Source organism: Pseudomonas sp. efr-133-TYG-103a (assembly GCF_030209235.1).
In the GTDB taxonomy this organism is placed as follows: domain Bacteria; phylum Pseudomonadota; class Gammaproteobacteria; order Pseudomonadales; family Pseudomonadaceae; genus Aquipseudomonas.
In genome coordinates, this window is sequence record NZ_JARVSK010000025.1 from 1 (window position 1) to 17,914 (window position 17,914).

General features: G+C 62.1%; 16 protein-coding genes. 12 read left to right on the forward strand and 4 right to left on the reverse strand.

Annotated elements, in window-relative coordinates; all coding sequences use genetic code 11:
- Window positions 1-144: 144 nt before the first annotated feature.
- Complete coding sequence (locus QRN36_RS19775; protein WP_285425619.1) at window positions 145-858, reverse strand: FadR/GntR family transcriptional regulator; 714 nt, start codon at window positions 856-858, stop codon at window positions 145-147.
- Window positions 859-1,198: 340 nt separating this feature from the next.
- Here QRN36_RS19775 and QRN36_RS19780 point away from each other — a divergent pair, with 340 nt between their 5' ends.
- From QRN36_RS19780 to pncA, 5 genes are all read left to right on the forward strand, one after another.
- The gene (locus QRN36_RS19780) at window positions 1,199-2,548 is read left to right on the forward strand and encodes an MFS transporter (RefSeq protein ID WP_285425620.1); all 1,350 of its coding nucleotides are present in this window, start codon (window positions 1,199-1,201) and stop codon (window positions 2,546-2,548) included.
- A gap of 49 nt (window positions 2,549-2,597) precedes the next feature.
- On the forward strand, window positions 2,598-3,941 hold the full coding sequence (gene gudD / locus QRN36_RS19785; RefSeq protein WP_285425621.1) for a glucarate dehydratase: 1,344 nt from the start codon (window positions 2,598-2,600) through the stop codon (window positions 3,939-3,941).
- A gap of 146 nt (window positions 3,942-4,087) precedes the next feature.
- The gene (locus QRN36_RS19790; protein WP_285425622.1) at window positions 4,088-4,741 is read left to right on the forward strand and encodes a DUF1345 domain-containing protein; all 654 of its coding nucleotides are present in this window, start codon (window positions 4,088-4,090) and stop codon (window positions 4,739-4,741) included.
- Between the two features lie 140 nt (window positions 4,742-4,881).
- A complete protein-coding gene (locus QRN36_RS19795) occupies window positions 4,882-5,847 on the forward strand; it encodes a D-2-hydroxyacid dehydrogenase family protein (protein ID WP_285425623.1) in 966 nt (321 codons plus the stop codon).
- Between the two features lie 89 nt (window positions 5,848-5,936).
- Window positions 5,937-6,587: a bifunctional nicotinamidase/pyrazinamidase gene (gene pncA / locus QRN36_RS19800; RefSeq protein WP_285425624.1), complete on the forward strand. Its 651-nt coding sequence runs from the start codon at window positions 5,937-5,939 to the stop codon at window positions 6,585-6,587.
- 192 nt (window positions 6,588-6,779) lie between these two features.
- On the opposite strand, the gene QRN36_RS19805 is transcribed toward pncA, so the two are convergent.
- Window positions 6,780-7,265, reverse strand: coding sequence for a GNAT family N-acetyltransferase (locus QRN36_RS19805; protein WP_285425625.1), 486 nt, complete (start codon window positions 7,263-7,265; stop codon window positions 6,780-6,782).
- 151 nt (window positions 7,266-7,416) lie between these two features.
- On the opposite strand from QRN36_RS19805, the gene QRN36_RS19810 reads away from it, so the two are divergent.
- From QRN36_RS19810 to QRN36_RS19820, 3 genes are all read left to right on the forward strand, one after another.
- On the forward strand, window positions 7,417-8,322 hold the full coding sequence (locus tag QRN36_RS19810; RefSeq protein WP_285425626.1) for a formate/nitrite transporter family protein: 906 nt from the start codon (window positions 7,417-7,419) through the stop codon (window positions 8,320-8,322).
- Between the two features lie 130 nt (window positions 8,323-8,452).
- Window positions 8,453-9,136 carry a response regulator transcription factor gene (locus QRN36_RS19815; RefSeq protein ID WP_093467438.1) on the forward strand — a complete coding sequence of 228 codons (684 nt, stop codon included), beginning with the start codon at window positions 8,453-8,455 and terminating at the stop codon, window positions 9,134-9,136.
- Entirely contained in the window at window positions 9,114-10,505 is a 1,392-nt protein-coding gene (locus tag QRN36_RS19820) for a HAMP domain-containing sensor histidine kinase (RefSeq protein WP_285425627.1), read from the forward strand. Before QRN36_RS19815 ends, QRN36_RS19820 begins: the two co-directional genes overlap by 23 nt.
- Before the next feature lie 44 nt (window positions 10,506-10,549).
- Here QRN36_RS19820 and QRN36_RS19825 read toward each other — a convergent pair whose 3' ends face one another.
- Complete coding sequence (locus QRN36_RS19825) at window positions 10,550-10,708, reverse strand: hypothetical protein (RefSeq protein ID WP_285425628.1); 159 nt, start codon at window positions 10,706-10,708, stop codon at window positions 10,550-10,552.
- Between the two features lie 62 nt (window positions 10,709-10,770).
- Here QRN36_RS19825 and QRN36_RS19830 point away from each other — a divergent pair, with 62 nt between their 5' ends.
- Window positions 10,771-11,085 carry a hypothetical protein gene (locus QRN36_RS19830; RefSeq protein WP_285425629.1) on the forward strand — a complete coding sequence of 105 codons (315 nt, stop codon included), beginning with the start codon at window positions 10,771-10,773 and terminating at the stop codon, window positions 11,083-11,085.
- 345 nt (window positions 11,086-11,430) lie between these two features.
- On the opposite strand, the gene QRN36_RS19835 is transcribed toward QRN36_RS19830, so the two are convergent.
- Window positions 11,431-11,841 (reverse strand): hypothetical protein, encoded by a 411-nt coding sequence (locus QRN36_RS19835; RefSeq protein WP_285425630.1) that lies wholly within the window; start codon window positions 11,839-11,841, stop codon window positions 11,431-11,433.
- A gap of 208 nt (window positions 11,842-12,049) precedes the next feature.
- Between QRN36_RS19835 and QRN36_RS19840 the strand changes: the two genes are divergently transcribed.
- From QRN36_RS19840 to QRN36_RS19850, 3 genes are read left to right on the forward strand one after another with little or no spacing between them, the layout of a single operon-like run.
- Window positions 12,050-15,292, forward strand: coding sequence for an efflux RND transporter permease subunit (locus QRN36_RS19840; RefSeq protein ID WP_285425631.1), 3,243 nt, complete (start codon window positions 12,050-12,052; stop codon window positions 15,290-15,292).
- The gene (locus tag QRN36_RS19845; protein ID WP_285425632.1) at window positions 15,282-16,448 is read left to right on the forward strand and encodes an efflux RND transporter periplasmic adaptor subunit; all 1,167 of its coding nucleotides are present in this window, start codon (window positions 15,282-15,284) and stop codon (window positions 16,446-16,448) included. The genes QRN36_RS19840 and QRN36_RS19845 overlap by 11 nt, the downstream gene beginning before the upstream one ends.
- Window positions 16,432-17,904: an efflux transporter outer membrane subunit gene (locus QRN36_RS19850; protein ID WP_285425633.1), complete on the forward strand. Its 1,473-nt coding sequence runs from the start codon at window positions 16,432-16,434 to the stop codon at window positions 17,902-17,904. The genes QRN36_RS19845 and QRN36_RS19850 overlap by 17 nt, the downstream gene beginning before the upstream one ends.
- Window positions 17,905-17,914 lie beyond the last annotated feature (10 nt).

The window sequence follows — 17,914 nt, forward strand, 5'->3', positions numbered from 1 at the left end:
CTGTAGGAGCGAGCTTGCTCGCGAAGGCTGATTTCCAAACACTGCATAGCCAGCGATGTACCGGCCTCTTCCCGGCTGAAGCCGGTCCTACAGGCGCGGCAACCTTTCCGTAGGACCGGCTTTAGCCGGGAAGGCTGATTTCTCTTATTCCACAGGTGCCAGCCGTTCGCGGCTGTTGCTCAGGTGTGTCCACATTGCGGCGCGTGCGGCGTCGGGGTCCTGGCGGCGGATGGCGGCCAGGATCGCCTCGTGTTCGAGGTTCGCCAGGTAAGCATGGTGAGTGAGGCTCGACCCTGCGCGCTCGCTCGAGGCGATGCGGCTGCGCGGAATGACGGCGTTGCCGAGGTTCTGCAGGATTTCGACGAAATAAGGGTTGCCTGTCGCTTCGGCGATCAGCAGATGAAAGCGCCGGTCTGCTTCCACGCAGCTGTCCTCCTTGGCGAGCAGATCCTGATAGTCATCGAGCGCCGCGCGCATCGCCACCAATTGCTCCTGAGTACGACGCTGTGCCGCCAGGGCAACGGCCTGGGTTTCAAGCCCCATGCGCAGTTCGATGATGTGCCGCACGCTGAACACGGTTTCCATTTTCAGGTGCAAGCCGCTCTGCTCCGAACGTGGCAACACGAAGGTGCCCTTGCCCTGATGGGTTTCCACCAGCCCTGAAGCCTGCAACTTGGAAATGGCTTCGCGCACGACTGTCCGGCTGACGCCATGCTCGCGGACGATTTCGCTCTCGGACGGCAGCTTGGCACCCGGCGCGATGCTGCCCATCAGGATCCGCTGACTCAGATCGGTGACCAGGTCAGTGGCGAGGTTGTGCTGGCGTCTTTTTGGAGCAACATAAGCTGGCGTCGGCATGGAGGTTGTCCGATCAGTGGCAGATTTCACGCCGGAACCGCATCCGGCGCACTTGTATTTTTCCGGGCTGGATGAGTTGGCTCAATCGCCGCTTGCGAATATCAGCAAGCGCTCGGCGCAAGGCCAGACCCCCGCAAAGCAGGGCTTCTCAAGGCTGAGAGGCACTCATCCAACTTGTCAGACAAGCAAGATTATTCCGGCAAAAAAATTCCTGCAAGCCCGGTAAAACCGGTTGCGGAAGACGCCCTTACTTGTATGATGACTAACAACAAGGCGCACACACCTTGTCACACACAGAAGCTCCAACCCGCATAAAAATAATCAGTGGGAGTTAATCAGAGTGAATACATCCTCATCTCGGGTGCATGACGCGGACGATTCCGTCTTGCTGTCGGCGGTCTCGAAAGTCAAACGGCACATCCTGCCGCTGTTCGTCATCATGTTCATCGTCAACTACATCGACCGGGTCAATATCGGCTTCGTACGTAGTCACATGGAACATGACCTGGGCATCGGCGCCGCCGCCTACGGCTTTGGCGCCGGCTTGTTCTTCATCGCTTACGCGCTGTTCGAAGTCCCCTCCAACATCCTTCTGCAGAAGGTCGGCGCACGCATCTGGCTGACCCGCATCATGCTGACCTGGGGTCTGGTGGCCGCCGGCATGGCGTTCATCCAGACCGAAACCCATTTCTACATCCTGCGTTTTCTGCTGGGTGTGGCCGAGGCAGGCTTCTTTCCCGGGGTGATCTATTACTTCACCCGCTGGCTGCCAAGCGTCGAACGGGGCAAGGCGATTGCGATCTTCCTCAGCGGCTCGGCATTCGCCTCGCTGATTTCCGGACCGCTCTCCGGCCTGCTGCTACAGATCGAAGGCCTGGGCATGCACGGCTGGCAGTGGATGTACTTCATCGAGGGGATGTTCTCGGTCGGCCTGTGCTTCTTCGTCTGGTTCTGGCTGGACTCCAAACCCCACGATGCCAAGTGGCTGAGCGCCGCCGAAAAGGACGCGCTGGTCGAGGCCATCGACGCCGAACAGCGTGCCCGTGAGGCCGCAAGCCCGGTCAAGCTGACCATTGGCAAGCTGCTCAAGGATCCGCAGATCATCCTGTTCTGCCTGATGTATTTCTTCATCCAGCTGACCATTTATGCCGCGACGTTCTGGCTGCCCAGCATCATCAAGAAAATGGGCGATCTGAGCGACTTCCAGGTCGGCCTGTTCAACTCGATTCCCTGGTTCATCGCCATCGTCTGCATGTACGGCTTCGCCTCGTTGTCGGCCAAGTGGAAGCATCAGCAGGCATGGGTCGCGACGGCATTGCTGATCGCTGCCGCAGGGATGTTCATGTCCACCACCGGCGGCCCGGTCTTCGCGTTCATCGCCATCTGCTTCGCGGCCATGGGCTTCAAATCGGCTTCGTCGCTGTTCTGGCCGATCCCGCAGGGCTACCTGGATGCACGCATCGCCGCAGGCGTCATCGCGTTGATCAACTCGGTGGGCAACCTCGGCGGCTTCGTTGCGCCGACCACCTTCGGCATCCTCGAACAGCAGACCGGCTCCATCCAGGGCGGCCTCTACGGCTTGACCGCGACCTCGATCATCGCCGCGATTCTGGTGTTCACCGTGCGCACGACGCCAAAGCCCGGTGCCGTGCCGGTCGAAAAAGTCAGCGCAACCGCCAGCCATTCCTGATCCCTGAAACCTCGTTGCTACGGCTTCACGTACCACTAAGGATTTAGCCATGACCACACAGAACTCCGGCAGCACTCCCGTCATCACCGAGATGCAGGTCATTCCGGTTGCCGGCCATGACGACATGCTGCTCAACCTGAGCGGCGCTCACGGGCCTTATTTCACCCGCAACATTGTCATCCTCAAGGACAACGCCGGGCACACCGGCGTCGGCGAGATTCCAGGCGGTGAGAAAATTCGTCAGACCCTGGAAGACGCCCGCTCGCTGGTCGTCGGCAGCACCGTTGGCAACTATCAGAAAATTCTCAATGACGTGCGCCGCACCTTCGCTGAACGCGACGCCGGCGGTCGCGGCCTGCAGACGTTCGACCTGCGCATCACGATTCACGCAGTGACGGGCATCGAAGCGGCGGTGCTCGACCTGCTTGGCCAGCACCTGGAAGTGCCGGTGGCGGCCCTGCTCGGCGAAGGCCAGCAACGCGACCAGGTGAAAATGCTCGGTTACCTGTTCTATGTCGGCGACCAGAAGAAAACCAACCTGCCCTACCGCACGGAAAACGACGCCGAGAACGACTGGTTTCGCGTGCGTCACGAGGAGGCCCTGACCCCGGAAGCCGTGGTGCGTCTGGCCGAGGCTGCGTACGCGCAATACGGTTTCGAGGACTTCAAGCTCAAGGGCGGCGTGCTCAGCGGCGATGCGGAAATCGAAGCGGTGACCGCGCTGGCCGAGCGTTTTCCGAAAGCGCGCATCACCCTTGACCCGAACGGCGCCTGGTCGCTGAAAGAGGCCATCCGTCTGTGCCGCGATCAACATAAGGTGCTGGCGTACGCCGAAGACCCGTGCGGTGCGGAAAACGGTTACTCGGGACGCGAAGTGATGGCCGAATTCCGCCGCGCCACCGGCCTTCGCACGGCCACGAACATGATCGCCACCGACTGGCGCGAGATGGGCCACGCGATCCAGTTGCAGTCGGTGGACATCCCGCTGGCGGACCCGCACTTCTGGACCATGCAAGGCTCGGTGCGCGTGGCGCAGATGTGCAACGAATGGGGCCTGACCTGGGGCTCGCATTCCAACAACCACTTCGACATCTCTCTGGCGATGTTCACCCACGCGGCCGCCGCTGCGCCGGGCAACATTACCGCGATCGACACGCACTGGATCTGGCAGGACGGCCAGCGCCTGACTAAAGCGCCGTTGCAGATCATCGGCGGCAACGTGCAAGTGCCGAAGAAGCCGGGGCTGGGCGTGGAAATCGACATGGACCAGGTGGCCAAGGCGCATGAGCTGTACAAAGGCATGGGCCTGGGCGCGCGCGATGACAGCGTGGCCATGCAGTTCCTCGTTCCAGACTGGAAATTCAACAACAAGCAGCCGTGCCTGGTTCGCTGAACCCGGCCTGCCCGCCCGCTTGAACCGATCCACGTAAATTGCCGACTGGCGACCGGCGCGTAACCCCTTGCGCGCCGTTTTTCTTCACCCGCCGGTGCCATCACCGCATGCTATGGTTTGCCCATTCCACTGCTGCGACGCCGTCCATGTCCCATCTCACCCAGACTCATCCTCGCCTGACCATCGCCACCGGGCTCGGTATTGCCGCCGGGATCGCCGCTTCATTCATCGCACCCGACATCACACTGACCAGCAAATGCCTGATTGCGTGGAACGTGGCCGGGTGGATCTACATGATCCTGATCATGCAGCGCACGTTCAAATCCAATGCCGAAGACGTCAGACGCATCGCCGAAGTCGAAGACGAAAACGCCGGTCTGGTGCTGATGGTGGTGAGCGTTGCGGCGCTCGCGAGCCTGGCCGCCATCGTTCTGGAGCTGGCCGGCATCAAGGGCATGACACCCAGCGACAAGGCGCTGCATTACGCGTTTACCGGCTTCACGATTATCGGTTCGTGGCTGCTGACCGGCGTGGTGTTCAGCCTGCACTACGCGCGGATGTTCTACACCTGGAACGGAGAAAAGGCTGCCCTGCGCTTCGCCGACGGCGAGCAGAACCCTGATTACTGGGATTTCCTTTACTTCTCCTTCACCATCAGCGTTGCCGTGCAGACGTCAGATGTCGGCGTGGCCACCCGAAGCCTGCGAAAAGTGGTGCTGGCGCAGTCGCTGATTGGCTTCCTGTTCAACACCTCGATACTCGGGTTCTCGATCAACATTGCCGCCGGCCTGTTCAACTGAGCCACTTCGCAAGACGCCGGGGCACTTGCATCCCCCTGTTGCCTGCACCCTCTCATCGCGAAAAAATTCGCTCCGACACTTGCTCAGGCGTACTGTGAGCGCCACAAATCCAATGTGCTCCTTGAACGAGGCCTAGATAGATGACTCAGGATTCCGCGCTGAGAATTGCCGTACTCGATGACTGGCAATCCGTTGCACAAGACGTGGTGGACTGGACAGCCCTCAAGCCGATCGGCAACGTCACGTTCCTCCACGACTATCCTGCCGACACCGCGACGATGGTTGCCCGCCTGAAAGATTTCGATGTGATCTGCGTGATGCGCGAGCGCACGATCTTCGACGACGCCCTGCTCAGCCAACTGCCCGATCTGAAGCTGCTGGTCACCGGCGGCATGCGTAATGCCGCGCTGGACCTCAAGGCCGCAGCGCGTCTGGGCATCACGGTCGTGGGCACTGACAGCTACAAATATGCAGCGCCCGAGCTGACCTGGGCGCTGATCATGGCGCTGACGCGCAACATCGTCGACGAGGCCAATTCGCTGCGCGCCGGAAACTGGCAGATCGGCATCGGCAGCGACCTGTACGGCAAGACGCTGGGCATCGTGGGTCTGGGCAGCATAGGCCAGAAGATCGCCCGTTACGCTCAGGCGTTCGACATGAAGGTGATCGCCTGGAGTGAAAACCTCACCGCCGAGCGCGCTGCCGAGCACGGCGTGACTTACGTCAGCAAGCAGGCACTGTTCGAGCAGTCGGACGTGATTTCGGTCAATCTGGTGCTCAGCGACCGCAGCCGCGGTGTGGTGGACGCACAATCCTTGAATCGCATGAAACCGACGGCCTATCTGGTCAACACCGCGCGCGGCCCGATTGTCGATGAAGAAGCCCTGATCGAGGTTCTCCAGCAGAAGAAGATCGCCGGCGCGGCGCTGGACGTCTTCGGTATCGAGCCGCTGCCCAAGGACCATCCGTTCCGCAGCCTGCCGAATCTGCTGGCAACGCCGCACGTGGGCTACGTCACTCAGAACAACTACCAGATGTTCTTCAGCCAGATGATCGAGGATATCCAGGCCTGGCATGCCGGCAAGCCGATCCGCGTTTTCGCCTGACGAACCGGCCGCCACTGACGTGAATACCGGCCCGCGCGGGTCTGTGCGTCAATGGCGGTGTTTCCAGACACTGCTCAAGGACTCAGAGGATGACCACTTCCCTCGACCTGTTGCCCGGCGACCCGCGTGCTGCGCTGCTGGTCATCGACATGCAATACGACTTCATGCCCGGCGGCGCGCTTGCGGTGGCCGAGGGCGATGCGCTGGTGCCGCTGATCAACCGCCTCGGCGCGCAGTTTCGCAACGTGGTGATCACCCAGGACTGGCACCCTGCCGGGCATATTTCCTTCGCATCGAGCCATGCCGGGCGCAGCCCGTTCGACAGCATCACCCTGCCTTACGGCGCGCAGACGCTGTGGCCTGACCATTGCGTGCAAGGCACGCAGGGCGCCCGGCTGCACGCCGACCTCGACATCGCTCATGCCCAGCTGATCCTGCGCAAGGGCTGCAATGCCGGCATCGACAGCTATTCGGCATTCGTCGAAGCAGACCGCAGCACCCAGACCGGCCTGGCCGGCTACCTGAAGGAGCGCGGCATCGACAGCGTGTTCGTGGTCGGTCTGGCGCTGGATTTCTGTGTGGCGTGGTCGGCGCTGGATGCGCGAGCGGCCGGGTTCAACACGTGGGTGATCGCTGACGCGTGCAAGGCGATCGACCTCGGCGGGTCGCTGGAAAAGGCGTGGCAGGACCTGACGGCAGCGGGTGTGGTGCGGATTGATAGTGCTGATGTGACTGGCTGAACCCGCTTTTGAACATCAACGCGCTTGCTTTGTAGGAGCGTGGCTTGTCCCGCGAACTGGCGCGAAGTGGCAGTAAAACCAGACTGCTCGGTGTATCAGACACACCGTGGAAACAGGTTTTACGACCGCTGCGCAGCCGTTCGCGGGACAAGCCACGCTCCTACAGGATCTGATTTAAACGATAACTCTTCGTCAATCCTGCCCCGACGCAAACCGCTTCAGTCCTTCCCCTTCCATCCGATACCGCACCCACTCGTCCTGCGGCTCGGCGCCAATCGATTTATAGAAATCGATCGCGGGCTGGTTCCAGTCCAGCACGCTCCATTCGAAACGACCGCATCCGGTGTCATGGGCGATCTTCGCCAGATGCCGCAGCAGTTGCTTGCCCGCGCCAATCCCGCGCTGGCTGGCAGACACGAACAGGTCTTCCAGGTACAGCCCCTTGCGGCCCTGCCACGTCGAATAGCTGAGGAAATACACCGCAAAACCGATGGGCTGGTCGTCCAGCAGGCAAATCAGCGCCTTGGCCGGTGACGGCTCGTCAAACAGGCTGCGCTCGATGTCGGCGACGCTGGCCTTGACCTCGTGCTCGGCTTTTTCGTAGATCGCAAGCTCGGTGATGAAGCCCAGAATCACGGCGGCATCGGCGCGGCTAGCGTCTCGAATATGAAGGGTCACGGCGGGGTCTCCCGAATCAATGAAAAGCCGCCGCGCAGGGGCGAACGACGGGGAGCGGATTGTGTCTCAACCAACAGCACGGCGCAGCAGGTACACCGAAAAAACTGACCGTCTCCCTCAGCAAACCGCCAGACTACCCAAGAGAAGCAGCATGGACACTGAACAAGACGGCAAAACCCCCGGCCTGACGCCCGAAGAAGAACGCGATATCGATGAAAACCAGCCGCCCCGGGCCGCCGTTCTGCACGAGACGATCCGCATGCAGGGCGATCAGGAACTCGAGCGCAACGTCGCGGCGCTGTTCTGGTCCGCACTGGCAGCAGGTCTGACCATGGGCCTTTCGCTGATGGCCATGGGGCTGCTCAATTCCAGACTCCCCGACGGCGAAGGTTTCAAGGCCATCGCCAGCTTCGGTTACAGCGCAGGCTTTCTGGCGGTGATCCTGGCACGTCAGCAACTGTTCACGGAAAACACCATCACGGCGGTTCTGCCGGTGATGACCAAGTTCACCCTGAGCAATATCGGTCGCCTGTTCCGGCTGTGGAGCGTGGTGCTGGTGGGCAACCTGTGCGGCACCCTGCTGGTGGCCTACGTCATGCTCCATCTGCCGATCTTCGATCCAAAGACTGACGCGGCTTTCCTCGAGATCGGCCGCAAGGTCATGGAAAACGATGTGAACACAATGTTCGCCAAAGGCATCATTTCAGGCTGGATGATCGCGACGATGGTCTGGATGATTGCGTCGATGGAGAACGCCAAGATCGTGATCATCGTGATGATCACGTACCTGATGGCACTGGGCGATTTCACCCACATCGTCGTGGGTTCGGCGGAAGTGTCGTACCTGGTCTTCGCCGGTGAGCTGAGCTGGAGGGAGTTCTGGATGGTGTTCGCAGGCCCGACCCTGGCCGGCAATATCATCGGTGGCAGCTTCATCTTCGCGTTGATCAGCCATGCGCAGATTCGCAGCGAGAGCGGCGCGCCGAAGAAGCAAGGGGCGCAGCGCAAGCAACCCACGGGGCAGGATCGGGAAGACAACGGACGCAAGGGCGTATGACGCAGAGTCGCAAGACCCTGTGTTGAGCTGAAAACAATGCCCTTCGCCCTTCTTAAATTATTTTTAAGAAATTTTGGCTACGTTTAAAGGCAAAATATGGCCTTCAGTCACTACGTGGTTCAGACATCCAATGACCCGAATCCTGACAATCGAAGACGATGCCGTCACCGCCAAGGAAATCGTGGCTGAGTTAAGCAGCCACGGGCTTCAGGTGGATTGGGTCGACAACGGCCGCGAAGGCCTGGTGCGCGCGGTGAGCGGAGATTACGACCTGATCACCCTGGATCGCATGCTGCCGGAGGTCGACGGCCTGGCGATTGTCACGACCATGCGCGCACTGGGCATTGCCACGCCGATCCTGATGATCAGTGCCCTGTCCGACGTCGATGAACGGGTCCGCGGCCTGCGCGCCGGGGGCGACGACTACCTCTCCAAACCGTTCGCATCCGACGAGATGGCTGCTCGTGTCGAGGTCCTGCTGCGCCGCAGCAACCCCGTTACTCAGGCGGAAACCATGCTCAGGGTCGCCGATCTGGAGCTCAACCTGATCACCCGCGAAGCCAGCCGCGCCGGCCAGCCGCTGAACCTGCTGCCCACCGAATACAAGCTGCTGGAATTCCTGATGCGCAACAGCGGCCAGATCATCACCCGCATGATGATTTTCGAAGAAGTCTGGGGTTATCACTTCGACCCCGGCACCAACCTCATCGATGTGCACATCGGTCGCTTGCGCAAGAAAATCGATCCTCCTACCCTGACGCCGCTGATACGTACCGTTCGAGGCTCAGGTTATGTCATTGCCGAACCCGTCTAAGGGCTGGCGCTCCTCCAGCAGCCGACTGCTGGCGCTGTACAGTTTCCTGTTCGTGGCCTGGAGCAGCATCCTAATGGGGGTGCTGTACTGGGAAGTCACCAGTTATCTGAACACTCTCGCGCGCCATTCACTGATGCAGCGCCAGCAGCTGTTTTCCCGGTTCGAAGGCGCGCAGCTCGATGACGCACTGGCCACCAGCGACAAGTTCGACATGCGCTCGGTCGACGCCTACGGGCTTTTTGACAAAGACCTGAAACCCATCAGCGGGCCGATCCGCGAGATTCCCGAGGGCCTGAAGCTCACCGGCGAGATTCAGGAACTGGACACCTGCATCGACTCTGACGACCCCGATCTGCCCCGTGCCAGCTGCGATGCGGTGGCCATTCACACCCTCGATGAACGCTGGCTGGTGCTGGTGCGCGACAACGGCTCGCTGTTCGCCGTGACCACGCTGATCCTGCGGGCGCTGCTGTGGGGCATCTCACTGACGATCATCCCGGGCGCTGCGGGCTGGCATTTGCTGCGACGTCGGCCGCTGCGGCGCATCGGTGCGATTCAGGCGAGCGCGGAAGCCATCGTCACCGGCGACCTGACCCGACGCCTGCCGGTGTCCGATCGACGTGACGAGCTGGACATGCTCGCCGACATCGTCAATGCCATGCTCGACCGCATCGAGCGGTTGATGAACGAGGTCAAAGGCGTCTGCGACAACATCGCCCATGACCTGCGCACGCCCCTGACCCGCCTGCGCGCGCAGCTTTACCGGATTCAGCAGCAATCGCCGGAAGACTCCGCCCAAGGCGAGCAAATGGCCCAGGTCATTGCCGACGCCGATACATTGATGGCGCGCTTTCGCGGCCTGTTGCGGATTTCCGAGCTGGAAGATCATCAGCGTCGCTCGGCCTTCGGCCAGCTGGATCCGCTGCCGTTACTGCAGGAACTGCATGATTTCTACTTGCCGCTGGCGGAGGAAGGCCGCGTCTCGCTGCAACTGAAAGTCGCCGAATACCTGCCGCCGGTAGTGGGCGACCGCGCGCTGCTGTTCGAAGCCCTGTCGAACCTGCTCAGCAACTCGATCAAATTCACCCCGCCGGGCGGCCAGGTGCTGGTCATCGCCCGGGCCGAAGGCGACACCACGTTCATCGAAGTACAGGACACCGGCCCCGGCATCCCCGACGCCGAACGCGAAGCGGTTTTCAAGCGTTTCTACCGCAGCGAGACAGGCAATCAGCAAAGCGGCTTCGGCCTGGGGCTGTCCATCGTCGCGGCGATCGTCAACCTGCACGGCTTCAAACTGCGCATCGGCAACAGCCCCTCCGGCGGCGCAAGCCTGGTGCTGGAGTGCCGGCAGGTGTTGGCGTTGGGGTGATACAACAAAGCCGCCTCAGGGGCGGCTTTGTCATTGGGGGGGCGTTACATTTTTCGGGCTTGTTCGATGATCTTTTCCTGCCGCGCCCAGGCTTTCTCCATGACCTCCAGGTAAACGCGCTCCTTCTCCTCGAAAGTGGCGTTGCGGACGAAGTCGGATAACGGCGTCGACTTCACTGTTTTGAGTTTTTGTGGAGCAGCCATTATCCAAACCTCCTGGAGTTGAGCGTGCACTCAAGCGATGCCCGATCATAGGTTTCGGGTACATGAGAGTCAATTTGCTGAATGTTCTGGCGGTAGGACTTGGTGGAACCATCATGGTTCTTGATAAAAATATCGACGGTCACTGCATGGCCAAACTCGTATTTCAAACGATTCACCACCTCCCGGGCGGCGAAGTACTGATCCACGAATCCACGTATGGGAATGTTCCGCCCCCGCGCAGTATTGGCGAGGGTTTGGACTGCGCCTATTCGACGTCACAAAATGAAACAGGATGCGCGGGGAAGCATTCACATATCCGGAATCCTGCCGAGATATCGCACAGGAAAATGCGAAAAACCCAACCGCTTCCCGGCTAAAGCCGGTCCTACGAAAAACTCGCGGCGTCTGTAGGACCGGCTTCAGCCGGGAATAGGCCGGCGCATCTGGCAAGCGTGCGGCCTCTGTAAGACCGGCTTTAGCCGGGAAGAGGCCGGTGCATCCGGCAGGCGTGCGGCGTCTGTAGGACCGGCTTCAGCCGGGAAGAGGCCGATGCATCCGGCAGGCATGCGGCGTCTGTAGGACCGGCTTCAGCCGGGAAGAGGCCGGTGCATCCGGCAGGCGTGCGGCGGTGGGAATTCAGTCTTCGCGAGCAAGCTCCTCCCACCTGGATCGCGCTTCTGCCCCTGCAGCGACATTACCCGGATCACAAACCAGCTTTCCCATCACCCCGGCATACAGGTGAAATCCTTGCTACGCCCAATCTGATGCCCCCGCGAATCCTCAAGCTTCACCCGGTACTCTTCGCCCAGGCTCGATTCCACCAGCGTGTAATGCTCGCCCGCTTTGAATTGGCCGAAGCGAATGCCCGTCTCGCAATTCATTTGCCCGTCGTCCCCGCCCCGCTCCACGATCAGATCCAGGTCGAGGGTGTGGGCGCCGGGTCTGACTTCGAAATAGCGGCCGTCATTCAGGCGCTTGCCGTCCAGATCCTCGGCCATCAATACCCCGGAAGGCTCTTCCTGCAGGCCGATCCATGCTTCGCTCGGGTCGGCTTTGGGCATGGGCCCGGCACACGCCGACAGCACGCTGACGAGTCCTAACATGGGGATGAGCAACAACGATCTGGCTTTCATGAACACCTACCTCGGCAGTTGAAAAAGTCCCTGTGGCGCAGGGTGAATTTCGATGGGGCCAAGGCTGCGCGGCGCCCGCATGAACAACAAATGAATCCCCCATGAAAGCTCCTTGTGCACCGGACTAACTATTTGTTCATTCGCTCGAAAGCTGCCTGTTAGGTCGGCGCAACAAGACTGCGCTGATTCGAAATGGGAGGTTTCCGGCATGCTCGGGCTGGTCAAGACTGCATTGCTCAAGCCATACACGTTCATCGTGTTGGCGATTTTCATCTGTATCGTCGGGCCGATGGCGGCCGTGAAGACGCCGACCGATGTGTTCCCCGACATCGGTATTCCGGTGGTCGCGGTGGTCTGGCAATACGCCGGCCTGTCGCCCGATGCCATGGCCGGTCGGGTGATCTACACCTACGAGCGCTCGCTCAGCACCACGGTCAACGACATCGAGCACATCGAGTCGCAATCGTTGCCGGGCATGGGCATCGTCAAGATTTTCTTCCAGCCGGGCGTCGATATCCGGACGGCCAACGCCCAGGTAACGGCGGTCTCGCAGACCGTGCTCAAGCAGATGCCGGCCGGCATCACGCCGCCGCTGATCCTCAATTACAGCGCCTCGACGGTGCCGATCCTGCAGATGGCGTTTTCCAGCCCGACGCTGTCGGAAGCGCGGATCCGCGACCTGGTGCAGAACAGCATCCGTCTGCCGCTCAGCGCCGTGCCGGGCCTGGCGATGCCGACACCGATGGGCGGCAGACAGCGTCAGATCACCCTGGACCTCGACCCGCAGGCGCTGGCGGCCAAAGGCCTGTCGGCGCAAGACGTGGGCAATGCCCTGGCTGCGGGCAATCAGATCATTCCGGTGGGCACGGCGAAAATGGGCAGCGACGAATACACCGTGCTGCTGAACAACAGCCCCAAGGCCATTGACGAACTCAACGACCTGCCGATCAAGACCGTGGACGGCGCGCTGATCACCATCGGCCAGGTTGCCCACGTGCGCGACGGCTCCCCGCCGCAGACCAACGTCGTGCGCGTCGACGGCCGTCGCGCGGTGCTCATGCCTGCGCTGAAGAACGGCAATATTTCGACCCTGTCGATTGTCGACGACATCCGCAACATGCTGCCGCTGATCAACGAAACCCTGCCGCCGGCGCTCAAGACGTCGCTGCTCGGCGATGCCTCGGTATTCGTCAAGGAATCGGTCGGCAGCGTTGCCCGCGAAGGCATCATTGCCGCACTGCTGACCAGCGTGATGATCCTGCTGTTTCTGGGCAGTTGGCGCTCGACGCTGATCATCGCGGCATCGATCCCCCTGGCGGTCCTGTCGGCCATCGCACTGCTGTCGCTCAGCGGTCAGACACTCAACGTCATGACCCTTGGCGGCCTGGCGCTGGCGGTGGGGATTCTGGTGGATGACGCGACGGTGACGATCGAGAACATCAACTGGCACCTGGAACAGGGCAAGGCGGTGAAGGACGCGATCATGGATGGCGCGCGGCAGATCGTCGGCCCCGCGTTCGTCTCGCTGCTGTGCATCTGCATCGTCTTCGTGCCGATGTTCATGTTGCAGGGCATCGCCGGTTACCTGTTCCGGCCGATGGCGCTGGCAGTGATCTTCGCCATGGGCAGCTCCTTTCTGCTGTCGCGCACCCTGGTGCCGACGCTGGCGATGTTTCTGCTCAAGCCCCATGTGCTGGAAGGCGGCCCCGGCCACCATCCGGAAGATGCGTTCATCAACCATCACGAAGGCGATCAGCACGGCCGTCAGCACAACCTTTTCCTGCGTAGCGCGCTGCGATTTCAGCAAGGGTTCGAACATCGCTTCTCGGCGATTCGTGACGTCTACCACGGCCTGCTCGGGCTGGCGCTGAAGCGTCGCAGGGTCTTCCTCCTCGGTTTTCTCGCCTGTGTGCTCGCCAGTTTTGCGCTGTTGCCAAGCCTGGGCGAGGACTTCTTCCCGGCCACCGACGCGGGCGCGCTGTCGATGCATGTGCGTCTGCCTCTGGGCACACGGATCGAGGAAAGTGCAGCGGCGTTTGACCGGATCGAACAGCGCATCCGCGAGATCATTCCCGCTGATCAACTGGAAACGGTGATCGACAACATCGGCATTCCCCTCAGCGGCATCGACATGGCCTACAGCAGCAGCGGCACCATCGGCCCACAGGACGGCGACATTCAGGTCACCCTCAAAGAAGGCCACGCGCCAACCGCCGACTACGTCAAACGCCTGCGCGAAGCCCTGCCGCAGAGCTTCCCCGGCAGCCAGTTCGCCTTTCTGCCGGCGGACATCAGCAGCCAGATTCTCAACTTCGGCAATCCGGCGCCCCTGGACGTGAAGATCTCCGGCCCCAATGGCGAAGCCAACCGCGCGTATGCGCTGGAGCTGCAACGTCGGCTTGAGCATGTTCCCGGGATCGCCGACTTGCGCATTCAGCAGTCCACCGGTTACCCGTCGCTGCAAGTGAACGTGGATCGCCTGCGCGCCAAGCAGCTGGGCATCACTGAGAAAGACGTGACCACCAGCCTCGGCGCTTCCCTGGCCGGGACTTCGCAGGTGGCGCCGACGTACTGGCTCAACCCGAAAAACGGCGTGTCGTACTCGGTGGTCGCCGCCACGCCGCAATACCGGCTGGACAGCCTGCCAACCCTCGAAGCCTTGCCGATCACCGGCAGTGACGGCCAGTCGCAGATTCTCGGCGGGCTGGCGACGATCAAGCGAGTAAACAGCCCGGCAGTGGTCACCCACTACAACATCGAACCGACGCTGGACCTGTTTGCCAACGTTCAGGGACGTGATCTGGGTGGCGTGGCGGCCGACGTGCAGAAGGTCATCGATGGCATGGCGCACCTTCGGCCCAAAGGCGCCGTGGTGAGCCTGCACGGTCAGATCGACGCGCTGCACGAAGCCTTCAGCGATTTGAGCCTCGGCCTGCTCGGTGCCGTGGTGCTGATCTATCTGCTGATCGTGGTCAACTTCCAGTCGTGGGTCGACCCGTTCGTGATCATCACCGCCCTGCCCGCGGCGCTGGCCGGAATCGTCTGGATGCTGTTCCTCAGCGGGACGTCGCTGTCGGTGCCAGCGCTGACCGGCGCCATTTTGTGCATGGGCGTGGCCACGGCCAACTCGATTCTGGTGGTCAGCTTCTGCCGGGAACGTCTGGCCGAACATGGCGATGCCCTGCTCGCTGCACTGGAAGCGGGTTACACGCGCTTTCGCCCGGTGTGCATGACCGCGCTGGCCATGATCATCGGGATGCTGCCGCTGGCGCTTTCCCAGGAACAGAACGCGCCACTGGGACGCGCGGTCATCGGCGGTCTGATTCTGGCGACCACGGCCACGCTGCTGTTCGTGCCCGTGGTGTTCAGCCTCGTGCACCGCCACTCGAAACCTCAATCCGCCGACACCCCGGCAAGCGCCATCGATGGAGAAACACCCCATGTCGTCTGAACACGTCCCTACGCGCAAACGCCTCATGCTGACCGGGATCGGCGGCCTGACGCTGGCCGCGCTGCTGGTCGCCAACGGCCTGGCCGCGCGCACCCGCCACGAACACGCCGTCGCGGACTGGACCGAGCGCCAGTCGGTGCCGGTGGTCACCGTGGTCTCACCGTCGCAGAATGCTCAGGGAAATACCCTGCGCTTGCCGGCGCGACTCGAAGCCTGGAGCAACGCGGCGATCAACGCCCGTGTGAGCGGCTACCTCAAAGACTGGAGCGCCGACATCGGTGCGCAGGTTCAGGCCGGTCAGGTGCTCGCCCACATCGACAGCCCCGAACTGGATCAGCAACTGGCGCTGACCCGCGCGCACCTGGCCCAACAACAGGCCAACGCACGGATCGCCCAGACCACCGCCGAGCGCTGGCAGCATCTGCTTGCAACCCAATCGGTGTCACAACAGGAAGTCGACGAGAAGGTGTCCGCGGCCACGGCGGCAAAGGCCGATGTTCAGGCGGCCGAAGCCGACTGTCAGCGCCTGTCGGACCTCGCGGCTTACAAAACCATTCGCGCGCCTTTCAGCGGCACGATCACCGCGCGCAACACCGACATCGGCCAGTTGATCAAGGCTGACGATGGCGGCGGCCGTCCGCTGTTCAGCATGGCCGACACGCGCCGCCTGCGCCTGTACGTGCCGATCCCGCAGAATTACGCCAGCGTCATCCATCCCGCGATGCAGGTGCAACTGAGCGTTCCTGAGCATCCGGGCGTGACGTACCACGCCACGCTGCTCGGCGACTCCACCGCGGTCGATCCGCGCTCAGGCACTCTGCTCGCGCAGTTCGTGGCCGACAATCCGGACGGTTCGCTGCTGCCCGGCGATTATGCCGACGCGACCCTGCCCGTGGCGGCCGGCGGTCGGGGCGTCAGCATTCCCGCCAGCGCACTGATCTTCCGCGCCAAAGGCACACAGGTCGCCACCCTCGATGCAGCAGACCATGTGCACCTGCGCGACATCCATATCGCCATGGACCTGGGCGACCGGCTGGTGATCGATCAAGGCCTGCACGCCACCGACAAAGTGATCGACAACCCGCCCGACGCCTTGCGCGAGAACGACCCCGTACACATGGCCGATGCCGGAGGTGAGCATGCGCCCAAGGCTTGAAGGTCTGGCCCTGATCATCGCCATGACTCTGCAGGGCTGTTCGCTGGCGCCCGCCTATCAGACGCCGACGGTGTCGCTGCCGGCGCATTACAAGGAGGACGCAGGCCCGTGGCACCCTGCACAGCCCGCCGACCAGCTCCAGCGCCAGTGGTGGCAGGTATTCGAGGACCGACAGCTCGACGACCTGCAACAGCGGTTGCTCGCGGCGAACCCTGATCTGGCAGCGGCGCTGGCGCATTACGATGCTTCACAGGCCTACGCCAGTCAGTTGCATGCCGGGCTGTTCCCGCAGGTCGGGGCCAGTGTCGCACCATTGCGTCAGCGCCAGTCGGATCGCCGACCGCTGCGCGGCACCACGCAGCCTTCGATCTACAACAGCGACACGGCCGGTCTCAGCCTGAGCTTCGACATGGACCTGTGGGGCCGGATCCGCAATCAGGTCGCCGCAGGCGATGCACAGGCTCAGGCGTCTGCCGATGATCTGGCGGTCGCGCGGCTGAGCCTGCAACGCCAGCTCGCAACGCTTTACGTTCAGGCGCGCGGGCTGGATGCACAGGCGAAGATTCTCAGGGCGTCGCTCGACGATTATGGCCAGGCGCTGCAGCTGACCCGGGATCGCTATGAAGGCAAGATTGCCTCGCAACTTGACCTGACCCGCGCGCAAAGCCAGCTGGCGCAAGCGCAGGCGCAGCTGGACGACGTCAACGCCCAGAGCGACCTCAGCGAACACGCGATTGCCGAACTGGTGGGCGTGCTGCCCAGTGAATTCACGCGGGTGCATGACGCACAGCCGTTGAAACTGCCTGACATCCCTCAAGCATTGCCCGGCGATCTGCTGCAGCAACGTCCGGACATCGCCGCGGCAGAGCGTCGGGTGTTCGCCGCCAACGCCACTATCGGCGTGGCGAAGGCGGCGTGGTATCCGGATTTCAGCCTGAGCGGACTGCTCGGCGGGCAGACCCAGGGCAGCGGCAATCTGCTCGCTGCGGCCAATCGGTACTGGGCGTTGGGACCGCTGGTCAATTTGCCGCTGTTCGATGGCGGACGGCGCAGTGCCAACGAACGCCAGGCCAGGGCGGAGTTTGAAGAAGCCGCCGCGCAGTACCACAGCCAGGTGCTCAAAGCGGTGCGTGAAGTGGAAGACAATCTGGGGCAACTGAAGGACTTGCAGCAGGAATCGCAGGACCAACAGGCCGCGGTGGATGCCGCGAACAGCGCCGAACGCATGGCGACCAGCAGCTATCAGGCAGGCGCTGTGAATTACCTGGATGTGGTGACCGCCCAGACCGCCGCCCTGGACGCACAACGACGCTTGCAGGCGGTGGACACCAGCCGGTTGCAGGCCAGTGTCGGTCTGGCTGTCGCATTAGGCGGTGGCTGGCGTACGCAAGATGCACCAACGGAATCGACGCGCCACGCCTGGGCTGCGCATAGCCAGAATGTTGCGCGCCGATAGCGTAAATCTG